Source organism: Mycobacterium sp. E735, assembly GCF_001666955.1.
In the GTDB taxonomy this organism is placed as follows: domain Bacteria; phylum Actinomycetota; class Actinomycetes; order Mycobacteriales; family Mycobacteriaceae; genus Mycobacterium.
In genome coordinates, this window is record NZ_LZIX01000301.1 from 1 (window position 1) to 15,752 (window position 15,752).

General features: G+C 68.2%; 10 protein-coding genes. All 10 read right to left on the reverse strand.

Going from position 1 to position 15,752, the window contains the following annotated elements:
- Positions 1-3,358, reverse strand: a 3,358-nt coding sequence (locus A5704_RS24565) for a type I polyketide synthase (RefSeq protein ID WP_231969286.1), incomplete at its 3' end; no start/stop codon positions are given.
- An 11-nt stretch (positions 3,359-3,369) separates the two neighbouring features.
- The gene (fadD32, locus tag A5704_RS24570) at positions 3,370-5,268 is read right to left on the reverse strand and encodes a long-chain-fatty-acid--AMP ligase FadD32 (RefSeq protein ID WP_067891549.1); all 1,899 of its coding nucleotides are present in this window, start codon (positions 5,266-5,268) and stop codon (positions 3,370-3,372) included.
- Between the two features lie 290 nt (positions 5,269-5,558).
- Positions 5,559-6,569 (reverse strand): cutinase family protein, encoded by a 1,011-nt coding sequence (locus A5704_RS24575; protein WP_067760231.1) that lies wholly within the window; start codon positions 6,567-6,569, stop codon positions 5,559-5,561.
- A gap of 131 nt (positions 6,570-6,700) precedes the next feature.
- The gene (locus tag A5704_RS24580; protein WP_067760282.1) at positions 6,701-7,603 is read right to left on the reverse strand and encodes an esterase family protein; all 903 of its coding nucleotides are present in this window, start codon (positions 7,601-7,603) and stop codon (positions 6,701-6,703) included.
- A gap of 157 nt (positions 7,604-7,760) precedes the next feature.
- On the reverse strand, positions 7,761-8,810 hold the full coding sequence (gene ag85A, locus A5704_RS24585) for a diacylglycerol acyltransferase/mycolyltransferase Ag85A (protein ID WP_067760233.1): 1,050 nt from the start codon (positions 8,808-8,810) through the stop codon (positions 7,761-7,763).
- A 329-nt stretch (positions 8,811-9,139) separates the two neighbouring features.
- Complete coding sequence (gene aftB / locus A5704_RS24590; RefSeq protein WP_304442295.1) at positions 9,140-11,110, reverse strand: terminal beta-(1->2)-arabinofuranosyltransferase; 1,971 nt, start codon at positions 11,108-11,110, stop codon at positions 9,140-9,142.
- On the reverse strand, positions 11,097-12,005 hold the full coding sequence (locus A5704_RS24595) for a decaprenyl-phosphate phosphoribosyltransferase (RefSeq protein WP_067760237.1): 909 nt from the start codon (positions 12,003-12,005) through the stop codon (positions 11,097-11,099). The genes aftB and A5704_RS24595 overlap by 14 nt, the downstream gene beginning before the upstream one ends.
- A complete protein-coding gene (locus A5704_RS24600) occupies positions 11,998-12,537 on the reverse strand; it encodes a phosphatase PAP2 family protein (RefSeq protein WP_067760239.1) in 540 nt (179 codons plus the stop codon). Before A5704_RS24600 ends, A5704_RS24595 begins: the two co-directional genes overlap by 8 nt.
- Positions 12,530-14,425 (reverse strand): glycosyltransferase, encoded by a 1,896-nt coding sequence (locus A5704_RS24605; RefSeq protein WP_067760242.1) that lies wholly within the window; start codon positions 14,423-14,425, stop codon positions 12,530-12,532. The genes A5704_RS24600 and A5704_RS24605 overlap by 8 nt, the downstream gene beginning before the upstream one ends.
- A complete protein-coding gene (gene glf / locus A5704_RS24610) occupies positions 14,422-15,621 on the reverse strand; it encodes a UDP-galactopyranose mutase (RefSeq protein ID WP_067781086.1) in 1,200 nt (399 codons plus the stop codon). The genes A5704_RS24605 and glf overlap by 4 nt, the downstream gene beginning before the upstream one ends.
- Positions 15,622-15,752: the final 131 nt, after the last annotated feature.

The window sequence follows — 15,752 nt, forward strand, 5'->3', positions numbered from 1 at the left end:
CCGCGGCCTGACGGACCTGCCCGCGTTGGTGAAAGCCGCTGCGGCAGAGGTCCTTCCGGACGCGCAGCTGGCGGCCGTCAGGCAGCGCGACGTGGTTGCCCGGCATGAGCACCGAGCTGCTGCCGTGCGCGAAGTGCACGTCCAGCCAGTGCTCCTTGCGCTTGAACCGGGTCGGCGGAATGTTGGCGTAGTCCTCGGGACCGGACGCCCGGCTGAACAGCGTCCAGATGTCCAGGTCGTGGCCGTAGACGTAGAGCTGGGCCATGGCCGCGATCATCGCCTCGACGTCGTCCTGCTTCTTGGCCAGCGTCGGGATCAGCTGCGCGTCGTGCAACCCGGCCGCGGCGGTGGTCAAGCCGATCTGCATCAGCGCCACCGGGTTGGGCGCCAGCTCCAAAAAGGTGGTGAACCCGCTGTCCACGGCGTTGCGGACGCCGTGCGTGAAGTACACCGAGTGCCGCATCCCCTTGACCCAGTAGGCCACGTCGTGGATCGGGTCGCCGTCGGGTTTGACGTAGGTACCCTCGTGCACCGTCGAGAAGATCCCCACGGTGGGCGTCATCGGCTCGATGCCCTGCAACTCCGCGGAGAACTCGCCGAGCAGCGGGTCCATCTGCGAGGTGTGACCGGCGCCCTTGGTCTGCAGCTTGCGGGCGAAGCGGCCCTCGGCCTCGGCCCGGGCGACGATCGCGTCGATCTGTTCGGGCGGGCCGCCGATGACGGTCTGGGTGGGCGCCGCGTAAACACACACCTCCAGGCCCGGGAAGTCGGAGAACACCGTCTTGAGCTCGTCGGCGGAGTACTCGACGAGCGCCATGAACCGGACGTACTCGCCGAACAGCATCGCCTCGCCCTCACCCATCAGGTGCGAGCGCGACGCGATGACCCGGGCCGCGTCGGCCAGCGACAGCCCGCCGGCGAAGTAGGCGGCCGCGGGTTCACCGAGGGACTGCCCGATCACCGCGGCGGGCTTGGCGCCGTGGTGCTTGAGCAATTCGCCGAGCGCGATCTGGATCGCGAAGATCACCACATTGGACGTCTCGATGCCGTACTCGTGCGAGTCGTCCAAGATCAGCTCGAGCACCGAGTAACCGCGCTCATCCTGGATCAGCGCGTCGACCTTCTCGATCCACTCCGCGAAGACCTCGTTGCGCAGGTAGAGGTTCTTCCCCATCTTGCGGTGCTGCGCGCCGAAGCCGGCCATCGCCCAGACCGGTCCGTTGGTCACGGGCCCGTCGACGCTGAACACGCCCGGCCGCTGCTTGCCCTCGGCGACCGCGCGCAGACCCTTGATGGCCTCCTCGTGGTCGTGGGCCAGCACGACCGCGCGGGAACGGCCGTGGTTGCGCCGCGACAGCGCCCGGCCGACCGATTCCAGGGACGACGCCCGGCCCTCCGGGCTTTCCAGCCAGTCCGCGAGCTCGGCGGCCGCGGCCTTCTTGCGCGAGGTCAGGAACGCCGACACGGCGAGCGGGATCAGGGGCTTGGTCGGCTCCGCCGCCTCTTTCGCCGCGAGCTCTTCGAGCGCGATCTCCTTGAGCCGCAGCGCCTCGTCGGTGACGCCCGGCAGCTCGTACTCGTCCTCCTCGGGCGCCTCGGCATCCGGGATGATGTTGCCGAAATCGTCGAACCGCAGCGCGTGGCTTTCCATGGTGGGGGCCTCGGCGGTTTCCGCGGCCGCCTGCGGTTCGGGCGCCGGCTCCGGCTCCCGCTCGATGACGTCACGGGGCAAGACCTCGCGCACCACCAAGTGGGCGTTGGCGCCACCGAAGCCGAAGCTGGACACCCCGGCCAGGGCGTAGCCGCCGTAGCGCGGCCAGTCGGTGGGCTGGTCGACCACCTTCAGGCGCATCGCGTCGAAGTCGATGTAGGGGCTGGGGCCGGCGAAGTTGATCGACGGCGGCAGCTTGTCGTGCTGCAGCGCCAGCACCACCTTTGCCATGCTGGCCGCGCCGGCCGCCGACTCCAGGTGGCCCACATTGGTTTTCACCGCGCCCAGCAGCGCCGGGCGATCGGCGGGGCGGCCCCGGCCGACGACGCGGCCCAGCGCCTCGGCCTCGATCGGGTCGCCGAGGACGGTGCCGGTGCCGTGCGCCTCGATGTAGTCGACGTTGCGGGGATCGATGCCGGCGTCCTTGTAGGCCCGGCGCAGCACGTCGGCCTGCGCGTCCTGGTTGGGGGCGATCAGGCCGTTGGACCGGCCGTCGTGGTTGACCGCGCTGCCCGCGATCACGGCGAGGATCTGGTCGCCGTCGCGGCGGGCGTCGTCGACGCGCTTGAGCACCAGCATGCCGCCGCCCTCGGACCGGGTGTAGCCGTCGGCGTCGGAGGAGAACGACTTGATCCGGCCGTCGGGCGAAAGGACCTGGCCGATCTCGTCGAAGCCGAGGGTGACCACCGGCGTGATCAGCGCGTTGACGCCGCCCGCGACGGCCACGTCGCACTCGCCGTTGCGCAGCGCCTGGACCGCTTGGTGGGCGGCCACCAGCGAGCTCGAGCAGGCGGTGTCGACGGCCACGGACGGACCGCGGAAGTCGTAGAAGTAGGAGACCCGGTTGGCGATGATCGACGTCGCGGTGCCGGTGATGGCGTAGGGGTGCGCGACGGTCGGGTCGGACACCGCCAGGAAGCTGTAGTCGTTGTTGGAGACACCGACGTACACGCCGACGGACCCGCCGCGCAGGCTCGACGCCGGGATGCGGGCGTGTTCGAGCGCTTCCCAGGTCAGCTCCAGCGCCATCCGCTGCTGCGGGTCGATGTTGTCGGCTTCGGTCTTGGCCACCGCGAAGAACTCGGAGTCGAAGCCCTTGATGTCCTTCAGGTAGCCGCCGCGGGTGCGGGCCTTGGCCATCCGCTCGGCGAGCCGCGGCTCTTCGAGGAACTCCGCCCAGCGGCCCTCCGGCAGGTCGGTGATGGCGTCGCGGCCCTCCATGAGCGCCTGCCACGTCTCGTCGGGGCTGTTCATGTCCCCCGGCAGCCGGGTCGACAGGCCCACGATCGCGATGTCGACGCGCTCGGCCGGGCCGTTGCGCGTCCAGTCGGAAACGTCGTCACCCGAGGTGTCGAGCTCCGGCTCGCCCTCGATGATCCGGGTGGCCAGCGACTCGATGGTCGGGTGCTGGAAGGCCACCGCGACCGACAGGGTGACACCGGTCATGTCCTCGATGTCGGCGGCCATCGCTACGGCGTCGCGCGACGACAGGCCGAGCTCGACCATGGGCACCGACTCGTCGATGTCGTCCGGCGACTTGCCGACGGCCCGGCCCACCCAGTTGCGCAGCCACGCGCGCATCTCGGGGACTGTGAGCTCGGTCTTCTTGGCGGGCGAGTTCTCCTGAGGTTCGTCTGTGTCAGCCATGGTTCCTGAATTCAGTCGTTAGCCCCGGCGAAGGCCGTCGGCGATCCGACGCCGCTACGCAGGCTGCCGTCGAGGTAGGCGGCGCGGCACGCGCGGCGCCCGATCTTGCCGCTCGAGGTACGCGGGATCGTTCCCGCCTGCACCAGCAGCAGGTCGCGGATGGTGACCCCGTGGCGGACGGCGATGGCCGCCCGGATTTCGTCCGCGATCGGCTGGTAGTCCAGCTTGTGCGTGCCGGGGGCACGCTCGGCCACGATCACCAGCTGCTCGGAGCTGTCGTCGGGGTCGTGCTTGAGGCCGGTGTGCGGGTTGTCGAACACCACCTGCGGCAGCTGGTTGGCCGGAACGGAGAACGCGGCCACGTAGCCGGTGCGCAGGGCGCGGCTGGCCTCCTGGGCCGAGTACTCGAGGTCCTGCGGGTAGTGGTTGCGGCCGTCGATGATGACGAGGTCCTTGATCCGGCCCGCGATATAGAGGTGGCCCTTGTGGTAGGTGCCGTAATCGCCGGTGCGCACCCACATGCCGTCGTCCGGGGCGCCCTCGGCGTGCGACTGGCTGATGCGCGACTTGAGGATGTTGCGGAAGGTCTCGGTGGTCTCGTCTTCCCTGCCCCAGTAGCCGGTGCCCATGTTGTTACCGTGCAACCAGATCTCGCCGATCTGCCCGTCGGGCAGCTCACTGGCGGTGTCGGGATCGACGATGACGGCCCACTCGTCGACGCCGATGATGCCGGCGGAAACCTGTGCGACGGCCTTGGGCGAATCGGAGGCCACCTCGACGAAGCGCTGCTTGTTCAGCTCGTCGCGGTCGACGTGGATGACCGTGGGCGCCTCGTCCATGGGCGTGGTGGACACGAACAGCGTGGCCTCGGCCAGACCGTAGGAAGGCTTGATCGCGGTCTCGCGCAGGCCATAAGGCTTGAACGCGTCGTAGAACTTGCGCATCGACGCCGGGGACACCGGCTCGCTGCCGTTGAGGATCGCCTTGACGTTGCTCAGGTCCAGAGGCGGCTCGCCGTCCTTGGGCACGCCGCGCACCGCGGCGTGCTCGAACGCGAAGTTCGGCGCGACGGTGATGACCTCGCTGTCCGGGGCGTCTTCGGGCTTGCGGGCCATCTCCCGGATCCACCGGCCGGGCCGGCGCACGAACGCGGCCGGGGTCATGAACGTGAAGTTGTAACCGAGCACCGGCGACAGCAGCGCAGTGATCAGGCCCATGTCGTGGAAGAAGGGCAGCCAGGACAGGCCGCGGTCCCCTTCCTTGCCTTCGAGGCCGTTGAGCACCTGCAGCACGTTGGTGGGCAGGTTCAGGTGCGTGATCTGCACGCCGGTCGGGGTACGGGTGGAGCCGGAGGTGTACTGCAGGTAGGCGATCGTGTTCTCGTCGGCCTCGGGCTCGACCCAGGTGGACGCGACCTCGTTGGGCACCGCGTCGACGGCGATCACGCGGGGCCGTTCCTTGGCGGCGCGTGCGCGGATGAATTTGCGGACGCCTTCCGCGGCCTCGGTGGTGGTCAGGATGGTCGACGGCGTGCAGTCGTCGAGCACGGCGTGCAGCCGGCCCACATGGCCCGGCTCGCCCGGGTCGAACAGCGGCACCGCGATCCGGCCGGCGTACAGCGCACCGAAGAAGGCGATGAGGTAGTCCAGGTTCTGGGGGCACAGGATGGCGATGCGGTCACCGGGCTGGGTGACCTGCTGCAGCCGGGCGCCCACCGCCCGGTTGCGGGCGCTGAAGTCGCTCCAGACGATGTCGCGATACACCCCGTCGCGCTCGGTGGAGTAGTCGATGAAACGGTAGGCCAGCTTGTCGCCGCGCACCCTCGCCCACTTCTCAACGTGCTTGACCAGGTTGGTGTTGTCCGGGAACCTGATCTTTCCATTCACGATGAACGGGTTGTGGTACGGCATTCCGCTCTCCTGTCACACCTGTTTCAGGCCGGCGGTACGCCGGCTAGCTGTCCTTCGGTCGGCCAGGCCGACGGCTTCCATTTCTACGCGGGCCAGTCCTCGCGCGGCGCCGCGGGCGCCGGCCCCCTGTTCATCCCAGGCCGGCTTCCACCAGGATCGGGTCCGCAACAAAGTGTTATAGCTCTTAAATTCCTCTTAATGTTAAGGGGCGGGCCGCAGCACACCAAATCACAAGGTACCGCTGATCTGCACCGGCAACGGGCTCCTGATGGCTGTGTCCCGCGGCCGGGTCATCCATGTTTGGGGTGCGGCGCGTTGGCGATCAGTCCTTGAACCCAGTTCAACGTCCAATCGGTGGCCGGCTGCCCGTCCAGGTTCCAGAACTGCGTGGTCGCGTACAACGCGTGGATGGGCTGTCCGGCACCGCCGGCCAGGGTGTTAAGGGTATTGGGCAGGTTGGCCACGCTGAACGCCTCGTCCGGCGCGGCGCAGATGAGGTCGCCCGGAGCGCAGATTTCGTTGGTCTTGTCGTTGAGCGCGCCGAATCCGCCGGGCCGCGCGCCGGTCATCGTCAAGCCCAGCCCGGAGAGCACGGGCACTTCGTGCAGCGTGACCTCGGCGCCCTGCCCGGGCGGGTTGGGCCCGATGTCGTTGCCCACGCCGGGCTGGCGGCGACCGTCAGCGATCAACGTCACACCGAGCACCAGGTCGTCGTCGACGGGTCCGCGGCCGTTGCCGATGTCGCTGGCGATGTCACCGGCGATCACCGCGCCCTGCGAGAAGCCCATCAGCACGTAACTGGTCAGCGGGCACTTCGCGTTCATGTCCGTCATCGCCTGCACCGTGGCGCGGGTGCCCTCGGCGCGGCTTTCGTTGTACGACATCTGAGTGTCGCCGCTGAGTGGGTTGTGGAACTGCGCGGTGTAAGGGGTGGTGTACTCCTGCACCCGGGACGCGGGGAACTGCTGGGTGATCGCCGTGGTCACCCTGTGCAGCAGCGCGTTGGGGAATTGCATCGGGTTGAGCGGATCGTCCTGCGGCGCGGACTCCCAGGTGCCGGGGACGTTGACCAGCTGGACGTCGGGGCACGACGCATCTTGCGAAGCGGGCCGGGGTTTGTGCGGGTGGGTGGTCGTGGACGGCGACGGCAAGACGCCCGGTGGCACCGCGCTGGGCGGGGATTCGCGGCCTCGCAGCATGACGACCACTAGCACGATGACCAACAACACCACCCCTGCCATCGCCAAGGCGGCGGTCCAGGCGAGGGCTCGGTGGCGCTTACGCCGCGCGTTGGTGGCCATGGTCTCCCGCTAGCAGGTCGGTGGATCGCAGCCAAGCGGTCCTCCCGACCCCTGCTGCACCCCCTACACGGTACCGGCTCGCAGGACCACCTCAGCCGGGCGGCGACCCGCGTCTCCCGGCGCCGACCCGCTTAGCGAATCGCGCCGACGATGTCGCCCGACATCGCGCCCAGCTGCCCCGACCAGGAGCCCCAGCCGTTGTCGCCGCCGCCCGGGAAGTCGAAGTGACCGTTGTGCCCGCCGTTGCTGCGGTACTGCTGGTAGAACTCGCGGGAGCTGCCCATGGCCGCCCCCGCCTGGCCGATCATGGCGGCGTCGTCGCCACCCATGTTCGTCGGGCTGTAGACCCACACGCGGGTGTTGTTCTGCGCCAGCAGCGACGCGTGGACGTATGGGTCGTGCCACTTCCACCGGCCCAGCTGCGGGGCCCCCCACATCCCGTTACCGTCCACACCGCCGAACTGTTGCAGGCCGGCCAGGATCGCGCCGTTGTAGTTGGTGCTCGACGGGTACAGGAACCCGGACAGCGAACCGGCGAAGCCGAAGCGGTCGGGGTGGAAGGCGGCGAGCGCCATCGCGCCGTAGCCGCCCTGCGAGGCGCCGACGGCCGCGTGGCCGCCCGGCGCCAGGCCTTTGTTGGCGGCCAGCCAGTTGGGCAGCTCGCTGGACAGGAAGGTGTCCCACTGCTTGCTGCCGTCCTGCTCCCAGTTCGTGTACATGCTCCAGGCCCCGCCCGCGGGCGCCACCACCGAGATGCCCTTGCCGCCAAGCGTGTTCATCGCGTTGCCCGCGGTGACCCAGTTGCTCACGTCGGGGGCCGCGTTGAACGCGTCCAGCAGATACACCGCGTGCGGTCCGCCGGCCAGGAAGGCCACCGGGATGTCGCGGCCCATCGCCGCCGACGGCACCATCAGGCTCTCGTAACCGGCCGCCCTCGCCTTGCCGGCCGGTCCGCCCGCCACGGTCACACCGATCAGCCCGATCGCCAGCGCGGCTACGGAGAACACCCGAAGAAGCGCTGACGCACCCCGCACGACCCTCATGTCACCCTCCATCGTCTAGTCGCTGACGAGCACATTAGCCAGCGCCGTAGTTCCCCCGCCCACGGGGTAGTGAAACAAATCACACACCAAACCAACTAACGGCGGAAACCCCGAAGGGTTTCCGCCGTTAGTCGCGTTGTTCGTGGGCTTAGGTGCCCTGGCCGTTCGTGCCGTTCCCGGCAGCCGCGGCGGCCGTGGCCGGCCCGGCGCCCGGGGTGGCGCCCAGCGCCGACTGCAGGTCAGGCTTCATCGCCTGCAGCTGCGCGCCCCAGTAGGGCCAGTCGTGGGTGCCGTTGGCGTCGAAGTTCCACACCGCGTTGTTGCCGCCGGCGGCTTTGTACGCGTCCTGGAACTTCAGGTTGGAAGTCCGCACGAAGCCCTCGAGGAACTTGGCGGGCAGGTTGTCGCCACCGAGGTCCGACGGCTTGCCGTTACCGCAGTACACCCAGATGCGGGTGTTGTTGGCGACCAGCTTGCCGACCTGAAGCGACGGGTCGTTGCGGGCCCAGGCCGGGTCCTCCTTGGGACCCCACATGTCGGCTGCCTTGTAACCACCGGCGTCACCCATGGCCAGGCCGATCAGCGACGGGCCCATGCCCTGCGACGGGTCCAGGAGCGCGGACAGCGAGCCGGCGTAGGTGAACTGGTTCGGGTGGTAGGCGGCGAGGATCAGCGCCGACGACCCGGCCATCGACAGACCGACGGCGGCGTTGTTGGTCGACCTGACCTGCTTCTGCGCCGACAGGTACGCGGGCAGCTCGCTGGTCAGGAAGGTCTCCCACTTGTAGGTGGTGCAGCCGGCCTTGCCGCAGGCGGGCTTGTACCAGTCGGAGTAGAAGCTGGACTGGCCACCGACGGGCATGACGACCGAGATTCCGGACTGGTTGTACCACTCGAACGCCGGGGTGTTGATGTCCCAGCCGTTGAAGTCGTCCTGCGCGCGCATACCGTCGAGCAGGTACAGCGCGGGCGAGTTGGCCCCACCGCTTTGGAACTGAACCTTGATATCGCGGCCCATCCCCGCGGAAGGAACCTGCAGGTATTCCACCGGCAGACCGGGGCGCGAGAAGGCACCAGCGGTCGCCGAGCCCCCCACGGCGCCAATCAGGCCCGAGAGCAGCGCCGCGCCAGCGGCCGCCACCACGAGCCGCCGCGGCATACCTGCCACGGCGCCGCGAAACCTGTCGACAAGCGTCATCCTTGCTTCCTCATCCTTCTCGGCGCGCCCGTCAACCGGGCGCGTCATGTTTTGGGTCGTACTGCATACGATCTCCGCGCAGCAGTGCTCGTGTAGTCAACCACACCTTCCGGCGCCCGGTCGCATCGAGGCGGCCACCGAAAGCCTCACTGGGCCCGCTTTACCCGGCGCTTTCCAGGCGAAACGCCCGCCCCGGAATCCGGGTTTTCGCATGTGCTTGAGCCTTATTGCCAGCTGGTAACGGCCCAAATGTGATGTTGCTGGCAATTTTTCACGGGGCCGGCTTGAAGACAATTTTGAGATTGGTCGAAAATTCTTCTGCCCTGGGCTTACTCGCGAGGTGGCGGCGGGGCCTCTTCGGGCACCGGCAGCCCGCATCTGGCCAGCTCGTAGCGCGGCACACGGTCTATCCGGTATTTGGTGAATTCATAGGAATGCAGCAGGTTCGACAGGAACCTGTGCGGGGTCATCGGGGCGCGCACCGAACTCAGCACCGCCTCGGTCTCGGGACATTTGAGGGCGGTCACCGCCTCGGCGACCCACTGCTGGTCCAGATAACCCGGAATGCCGGGATACAACTTCACCCACGGACCGTCGGCGATCACCCAGTCCGGGAAGAGGTTCTTGTCGTGCCCGATGCGGCCGTGCTGCAACCGTTCCGTGTGTTGCGCAAGCGGATTCGCCAGTCCGATCTGGTCGATCACCCTGACATCGAGCCCGACATTCATGCCGACCATGCCGAGGTTGGTGAAAAACACTGCGTGCTGCGGTTTTTGGGGTTGCTTGTCGGGCCCCGGTTGCGCCATCGGCACGAGGTCCCACTGGATGTAATTTCCCGACGGCAGCAGTAACGCCCCGTCGGGAGTGTTGTCGAGCGCCGTCAGGATGGCCGCCATCCTGGGATACCCCAGGTAGTCGGCGGCGGTGAGCGGATGCGCGTGCCCGGTGGCCTGCGCGTAGAAGCGCCGCTCGTCGACGATTCCGGAGTAGCTGACGTGGGTGGCGTCGTCGCCCATCCCCGGCGAATTCGCCGCCCACAGCGACCAACCGGCCACACCCAGCCAGAGCGCGCCGGCCGCGCCGGCCACCCAGTAGCCCGTCTCCCGCGAATAGTCCTGTCCATCCGGAATGGCCAGCGGGATCACGGCGACCGGGGCCAGCAAGCAGAACAACGGCGCCAACAGCACCCGCCCGTGCATGAAGTCGCCGCCCTGCCGGATCCAGTAGAGCGCTTGCAGCAGGCCGCTCACCACAACGAAAGCCACGACGGCGGGCGGGCTTTGAACCGCCCTGGCCACCCGCCCGTAGTTCGGGGCGAAGGCGGGCCGCAAAAACGACGGCCGGCGGCGCGCCGCGAGAAGCAGCAGCCCCAGCGGCACGAGGAGCACCACCGGCACCCACACCGCGTAGGGCGCGTCGAAGTTCGACAGGTAGATCATGCCCTGGGACCACTTGTCGCCCGCCGCGTCCTTGGCCAGCGCGGTCCCGGGCACCAGCAGGCCGTAGTAGCCCATCCGGAAGATCTCGTAGCCGACGGGCAGCAGCCCACCGGCCAGCACGATCAGCACCCGGCGCCCCCAGGTCCGCGCCGCGATCAGCATCATGATCAGGGCCAACCCGCCCATCAGGGCCAGGTCGGGCCGGACCAAGACGCTGAAACCGGCCACGAACGCCAGCGCACCGATGAAGAGTTTGTGATCCGGGCGGTTCCGCACCGGCTGGCCCCAGCAGACCATCATCCACCACAGCAGCCCGAGGTAAGCCAGCGTCAGCCCGCTCTCCAGACCGGAGGTGGCGAAGTCACGTGCGGGCGGAAGCGCGACGTAGACCAACGCGCCGGCGGGCAGCATGACGGCCCTGCGGCCGCGCAGGCTGGGTGCGTACAACCGGGCGGCTCCCAGCATGAGCAGGGCGACGCCCAGCACCGAGAGCGTCAGGGCCAGCGCGAGCGCCACGTATTCCATCCGCATCGGCCCGCCCACCCAACTGCCGGCGTACATCAGGTAGGTCCAGGCCGTGGAGGTGTTGGCCTCCACCCGCTCACCCTGGTTGAAGACCGGCCCGTTGCCGGCGAGCAGGTTGCGCACCGTGCGCAACACGATGAGCCCGTCGTCGGCGATCCAGCGCCGCTGCCAAGCACCCCAGGCGAACAGGACGGAGACCACCGTCACGCTGATCCACAGGGTGACCCGCACCAGGGTCGTGTAAGGGAACACCGGCCAGCCCAACCGCCTGATGGCCGGCCGGCTGCGCATCATGCGCGCTTTGAGGGCCTGCAGTTCGGGGCTAACCGAAGGCAACGGCGGCTCCAAGCGTCGCGATCCACGCGAGGAAAAGCAGCTGCAACACCCGGTCGCGCAGCGCGATGTCTTCGGGCTCGCCGGCCAGCCCGCCGTCGACGTCGACGGCGTAGCGCAGGATCGCGATGGTGAACGGCACCATGGACACCGCGAACCACGATCCCGAGTGGCGGTCGCGCTCGAACGCCCACAACCCGTAGCAGAGCACCACGGCGGTGGCCGACATCGTCCAGACGAACCGCAGATAGGTGCTGGTGTAGCTCTCCAGGGACTTGCGGATCGCGGCGCCGGTGCGCTCGGCGACCTGCAGCTCGGCGTACCGCTTGCCCGCCACCATGAACAGCGACGCGAACGCCGCGGTCAGCAAGAACCATTGCGACAGCGGGATGCCGGTGGCGGCGCCACCGGCTATGGCGCGCAGCAGGTACGCCGACGACACGATGCAGATGTCCATCACCGCTTGGTGTTTCAGACCGAAACAATAGGCAAGCTGCATGCCGAGGTAGACGGCCATCACGACCGCCAGGTCCGGCGTCAGCCACCACGCGAGCCCCAGCGAGCCCGCCCCGAGAACCAGCGCCAGGGTGTACGCCAGCCACTCGGGCACCACACCCGCGGCGATCGGGCGGAATCTCTTGGTGGGGTGCTCGCGGTCGGCGTCGACGTCGCGCACGTCGTTGACCAGATAGATCGACGAGGCCGCCAGGCAGAACACCACGAACGCCACCGAGACCTTGGTCAGCACGTCGGCGTAGTTGTAGTGCACCGGGCCGCCCAACGCGGCCACCGGTGCCGCCAGCACCAGGACGTTCTTCACCCACTGCCGCGGGCGGATCGCCTTGACGACCCCGACCACCACGTTGCCCGGGGGCCCGGTCACCACGTCCTCACTCATTCGCCCAGACCTTCCGCGCCCGGCCCTCTAGCCGAACGGTGATTCGCGCGACAGTGGCGCCGAGGACGATGCCGCAGGCCACGTCGCTGGGATAGTGCACCCCGAGCAGCATCCGCGACACTGCCATCGGGGGAACCAGGAGGGCGGGCAGCGGCAGGCCGGTGATCCGGCCCATCAGGATGGCCGCGGCCGTGGTCGAGGTGGCGTGGGCCGAGGGGAAACTCAGCCGGCTGGGGGTGCCGACGTTCACGACGACGGCCGGATCGTGCGGCCGCTGGCGCCGCACCACCCGCTTGACCAGCACGGCGGCGGCGTGCGCGGCGAACGCGCCCGCGCCGGCGACCAGCCAGTCCCGACGCCGCCTCGGCGCCAGCAGCGCGCCGACCGCCGCCACGGCCAGCCAGCCGAGGCTGTGCTCGCCGAAATGGGACAGGCCGCGCGCCGTCGTCAACGCACCGGGGCGGTCGGCGAGCGCGGCTTGCACGGCCACCAGAGCGGCGACCTCGCCGCGCGGGGTGGCCGATTCAGCCATGCTCTCGCTCGGCGTGCGCGGGCAGCAGCGCCATCTCCCATTTCTGCTTGCTGGACAGCACCGGCAGCGCGTCCCGGTACGTTTTGCGCATCTCGTCGAAGCGGCTCGCCAGGAGGCGCTGCCGGCGCAGCGAGGCGAACAGCAGTTGGAACATCTTGCGCCGGTCGCGTTGCCGGTAGACCACGCCGCACCCGTCGGCCGTCGTCACGGTGACGCCGTCGACCGTGCACAGCCGGAACCAGCGGGCGTCCTGGGTCGGCACGTTGAATTCGGGGCGCCGGTGGGCCTCGGGGTCGGCCTTGGTCGCGTTGTGCAGGATGCCGCGGGCCAGCCGGTAACCGATCGACAGCGGGTTCACTGGCGGCTTCATCGCCTTGGTCTTGTGCGACGGCGCCGGGAGTTGGCTCGCGGCCGGCAGCACCACCGCGTCCGGGTACTCCTTGCGCAACCGATGCACCTCGGGCAGGGCGGATTCCAGGATCGAGAAGATGTGCTCCGGGCCCGCGAGGAAGTCGTCGATGGCCCGGTTCTGGATCGCTACCGTCGAATATTCAAGGCAGGCAAGGTGTTTCAGCGTTGCCTTCAGGTGGCTGCGGACCAGTCCGGTGATGTCGCCGTCCCAGTGCATCGCGGCGACCACCAGGCGATTGCGCAGGTGGTAGTAGGCCTGCCAGTCGATGGCGTCGTCCTTGTCACTCCAGGCCATGTGCCAGATCGCCGCGCCGGGCAAGGTGACGGTCGGGTACCCGTGCTCGCCGGCGCGCAGACCGTATTCGGCGTCGTCCCATTTGATGAACAGCGGTAGCGGCTGGCCCAGTTCCTCGGCGACCTGCCGGGGGATCATGCACGTCCACCAGCCGTTGAAGTCGACGTCGATGCGCCGGTGCAGCAGGGCGCTTCGAACATTCTTGTCGTTCAACGGATATTCGGCGAAGTCGTGGTCGTACTCGGCGTGCGGGGCGGCGGTCCACATGAAGTTCGACTGGTTGACGACCTCGCCCATGATGTGCAGGTGCGAGGGCTCCTGCAGGTTGAGCATCTGACCGCCGATCAGCATCGGCGTCTTGGCGAAGCGGTGCAGGGCCAACACCCGCAGGATCGAGTCGGGCTCGATGCGGATGTCGTCGTCCATGAACAGAATCTGTTGGCAGTCCGTGTTTTTCAGCGCCTCGTACATCACCCGGCTGTAACCGCCCGAGCCGCCGAGGTTGGGCTGGTTGTGGATGGACAGCCGATTGCCCAGCCCCGCGGCCGCGGCGGGGAAGTCCGGGTGGTCGCGCACCTTTCGGGTGCCCTGGTCGGGGACGATCACCGCCCCGATCACCGCGTCCACCAACGGATCTGCGGTCAGGTCGGCCAGCGCGTTGACGCAGTCGGCGGGCCGGTTGAACGTCGGGATGCCGACGGCGACGTTGGCCGTGCCCGGCGCGGGCTCGGTCGCATACCAGCCACCGCTCACCAGGTTCACCGCGGTGTCGGTGGTGATGTCGAACCAGATCCAGCCGCCGTCCTCGAACGGCTTGAGCGGCACCTCGATCTCGACGACGGCCGGTTGATCGTCGGTGCCGACGAATTGGCGGCCCTCCACGGAGATTCGTACCCCGGTGGCCTTGGTGCGGTACAGGTCGACGCGCCCGGTTCCGGTGAGCTCGACTCGCAACACCACCGACGTGCAGATCGACCAGCGGCGCCAGTAACTGGCCGGGAACGCGTTGAAGTACGTGGCGAACGACACTTCGGACTCTTTGCCGATCTCGAGCGAGGTTCGGCTGGTCGCGTGGGCACGCCGCGCGTTGGTGGTCGATTCCTCCAGATACAGCTTGCGCACGTCGAGGGGCTCACCCGGACGCGGCAGGATGATTCTGGAAAGCAGGCTTACAGCGGTCATCCCCCCGCGCCTTCCTCCACTAGTGCTGTGCCGTCGCGCAGGTGTGGCGCGAGGACGTTGTCGTACATGTTGAGCGCGCTGGCGATCGCCATGTGCATGTCCAGGTATTGGTAGGTCCCCAGCCGGCCACCGAACAGCACCTTCGATGACGCGGTCTCGGCCTTCGCCCGCGCCCGGTAGGCGGCCAGCAGCGCACGGTCGGCCTCGGTGTTGATCGGATAGTAGGGCTCGTCGTCGTCTTCGGCGAACCTCGAGAACTCCCGCATGATGACCGTCTTGTCGGTCGGATAGTCACGCTCGGGGTGGAAGTGGCGGAACTCGTGAATGCGGGTGTAGGGGATCTCGAGATCGTTGTAGTTCATCACCGGCGTGCCTTGGAAGTCGCCGCACTCGGTCAGCACCTCGAGCTCGAAATCCAAGGTGCGCCAGCCCAACCGGCCTTCGGCGTAGTTGAAGTAGCGGTCCAGCGGGCCGGTGTAGACGACCGGTGCATCGGGACTGTCCGCGCGCAACTTGTCGCGGACGTCGAACCAGTCGATGTCCAGCCGGACCTCGATGCGGTCGTCGGCGGCCATGTTCTGCAGCCACGCCGTGTACCCGTCGGCCGGCAGCCCCTCGTAGGTGTCGCTGAAGTATCGGTTGTCGAAGGTGTAGCGCACGGGCAGCCGGGTGATGTTGGCGGCCGGCAATTCCTTGGGATCGGTCTGCCACTGCTTGGCGGTGTAGCCCTTGACGAACGCCTCGTACAGCGGGCGCCCGATCAGCGAGATCGCCTTCTCCTCGAGGTTCTGCGCGTCCTCGGTCTTGATCTCGGCGGCCTGGTCGGCGATCAGGCGGCGGGCTTCGTCCGGGGTGAAGTACCTGCCGAAGAACTGTGACACCAGGCCCAGACCCATCGGGAATTGGTAGGCCTGCCCGTTGTGCATGGCGAACACGCGGTGTTGGTAGTTGGTGAAGTCGGTGAACTGACGCACGTAGTCCCAGACCCTCTTATTAGAGGTGTGGAACAGGTGGGCGCCGTATTTGTGGACCTCGATACCGGTCTGCGGCTCGGCTTCCGAATAGGCGTTCCCCCCGATGTGCGGGCGGCGCTCCACGACGAGCACGCGCTTCCCGAGTTGGGTAGCCACGCGCTCGGCAATGGTCAGGCCGAAGAATCCAGAGCCGACGACGAGGAGGTCAAAGCGAGCGGTCATCGGTTGCTTAGGGTATCCGACGGCGTCGGCCTAACCCATTTGGCGAGGCCAGGGAGTCCGCGATCGGTCGTGTGGCGACGATTCGGGACTGTCGAACCCGGCGATCACGGTCCGGGTCGCAATTACCTCAC

What these genes read in the sequence shown, in the direction of transcription:
- glf (WP_067781086.1), bottom strand. Translation starts at nt 15,621, where the DNA reads ATGACCGCTCGCTTTGACCTCCTCGTCGTCGGCTCTGGATTCTTCGGC.
- A5704_RS24595 (WP_067760237.1), bottom strand. Translation starts at nt 12,005, where the DNA reads ATGAGTGAGGACGTGGTGACCGGGCCCCCGGGCAACGTGGTGGTCGGG.
- fadD32 (WP_067891549.1), bottom strand. Translation starts at nt 5,268, where the DNA reads ATGCCGTACCACAACCCGTTCATCGTGAATGGAAAGATCAGGTTCCCG.
- ag85A (WP_067760233.1), bottom strand. Translation starts at nt 8,810, where the DNA reads ATGACGCTTGTCGACAGGTTTCGCGGCGCCGTGGCAGGTATGCCGCGG.
- A5704_RS24605 (WP_067760242.1), bottom strand. Translation starts at nt 14,425, where the DNA reads ATGACCGCTGTAAGCCTGCTTTCCAGAATCATCCTGCCGCGTCCGGGT.
- A5704_RS24575 (WP_067760231.1), bottom strand. Translation starts at nt 6,569, where the DNA reads ATGGCCACCAACGCGCGGCGTAAGCGCCACCGAGCCCTCGCCTGGACC.
- A5704_RS24600 (WP_067760239.1), bottom strand. Translation starts at nt 12,537, where the DNA reads ATGGCTGAATCGGCCACCCCGCGCGGCGAGGTCGCCGCTCTGGTGGCC.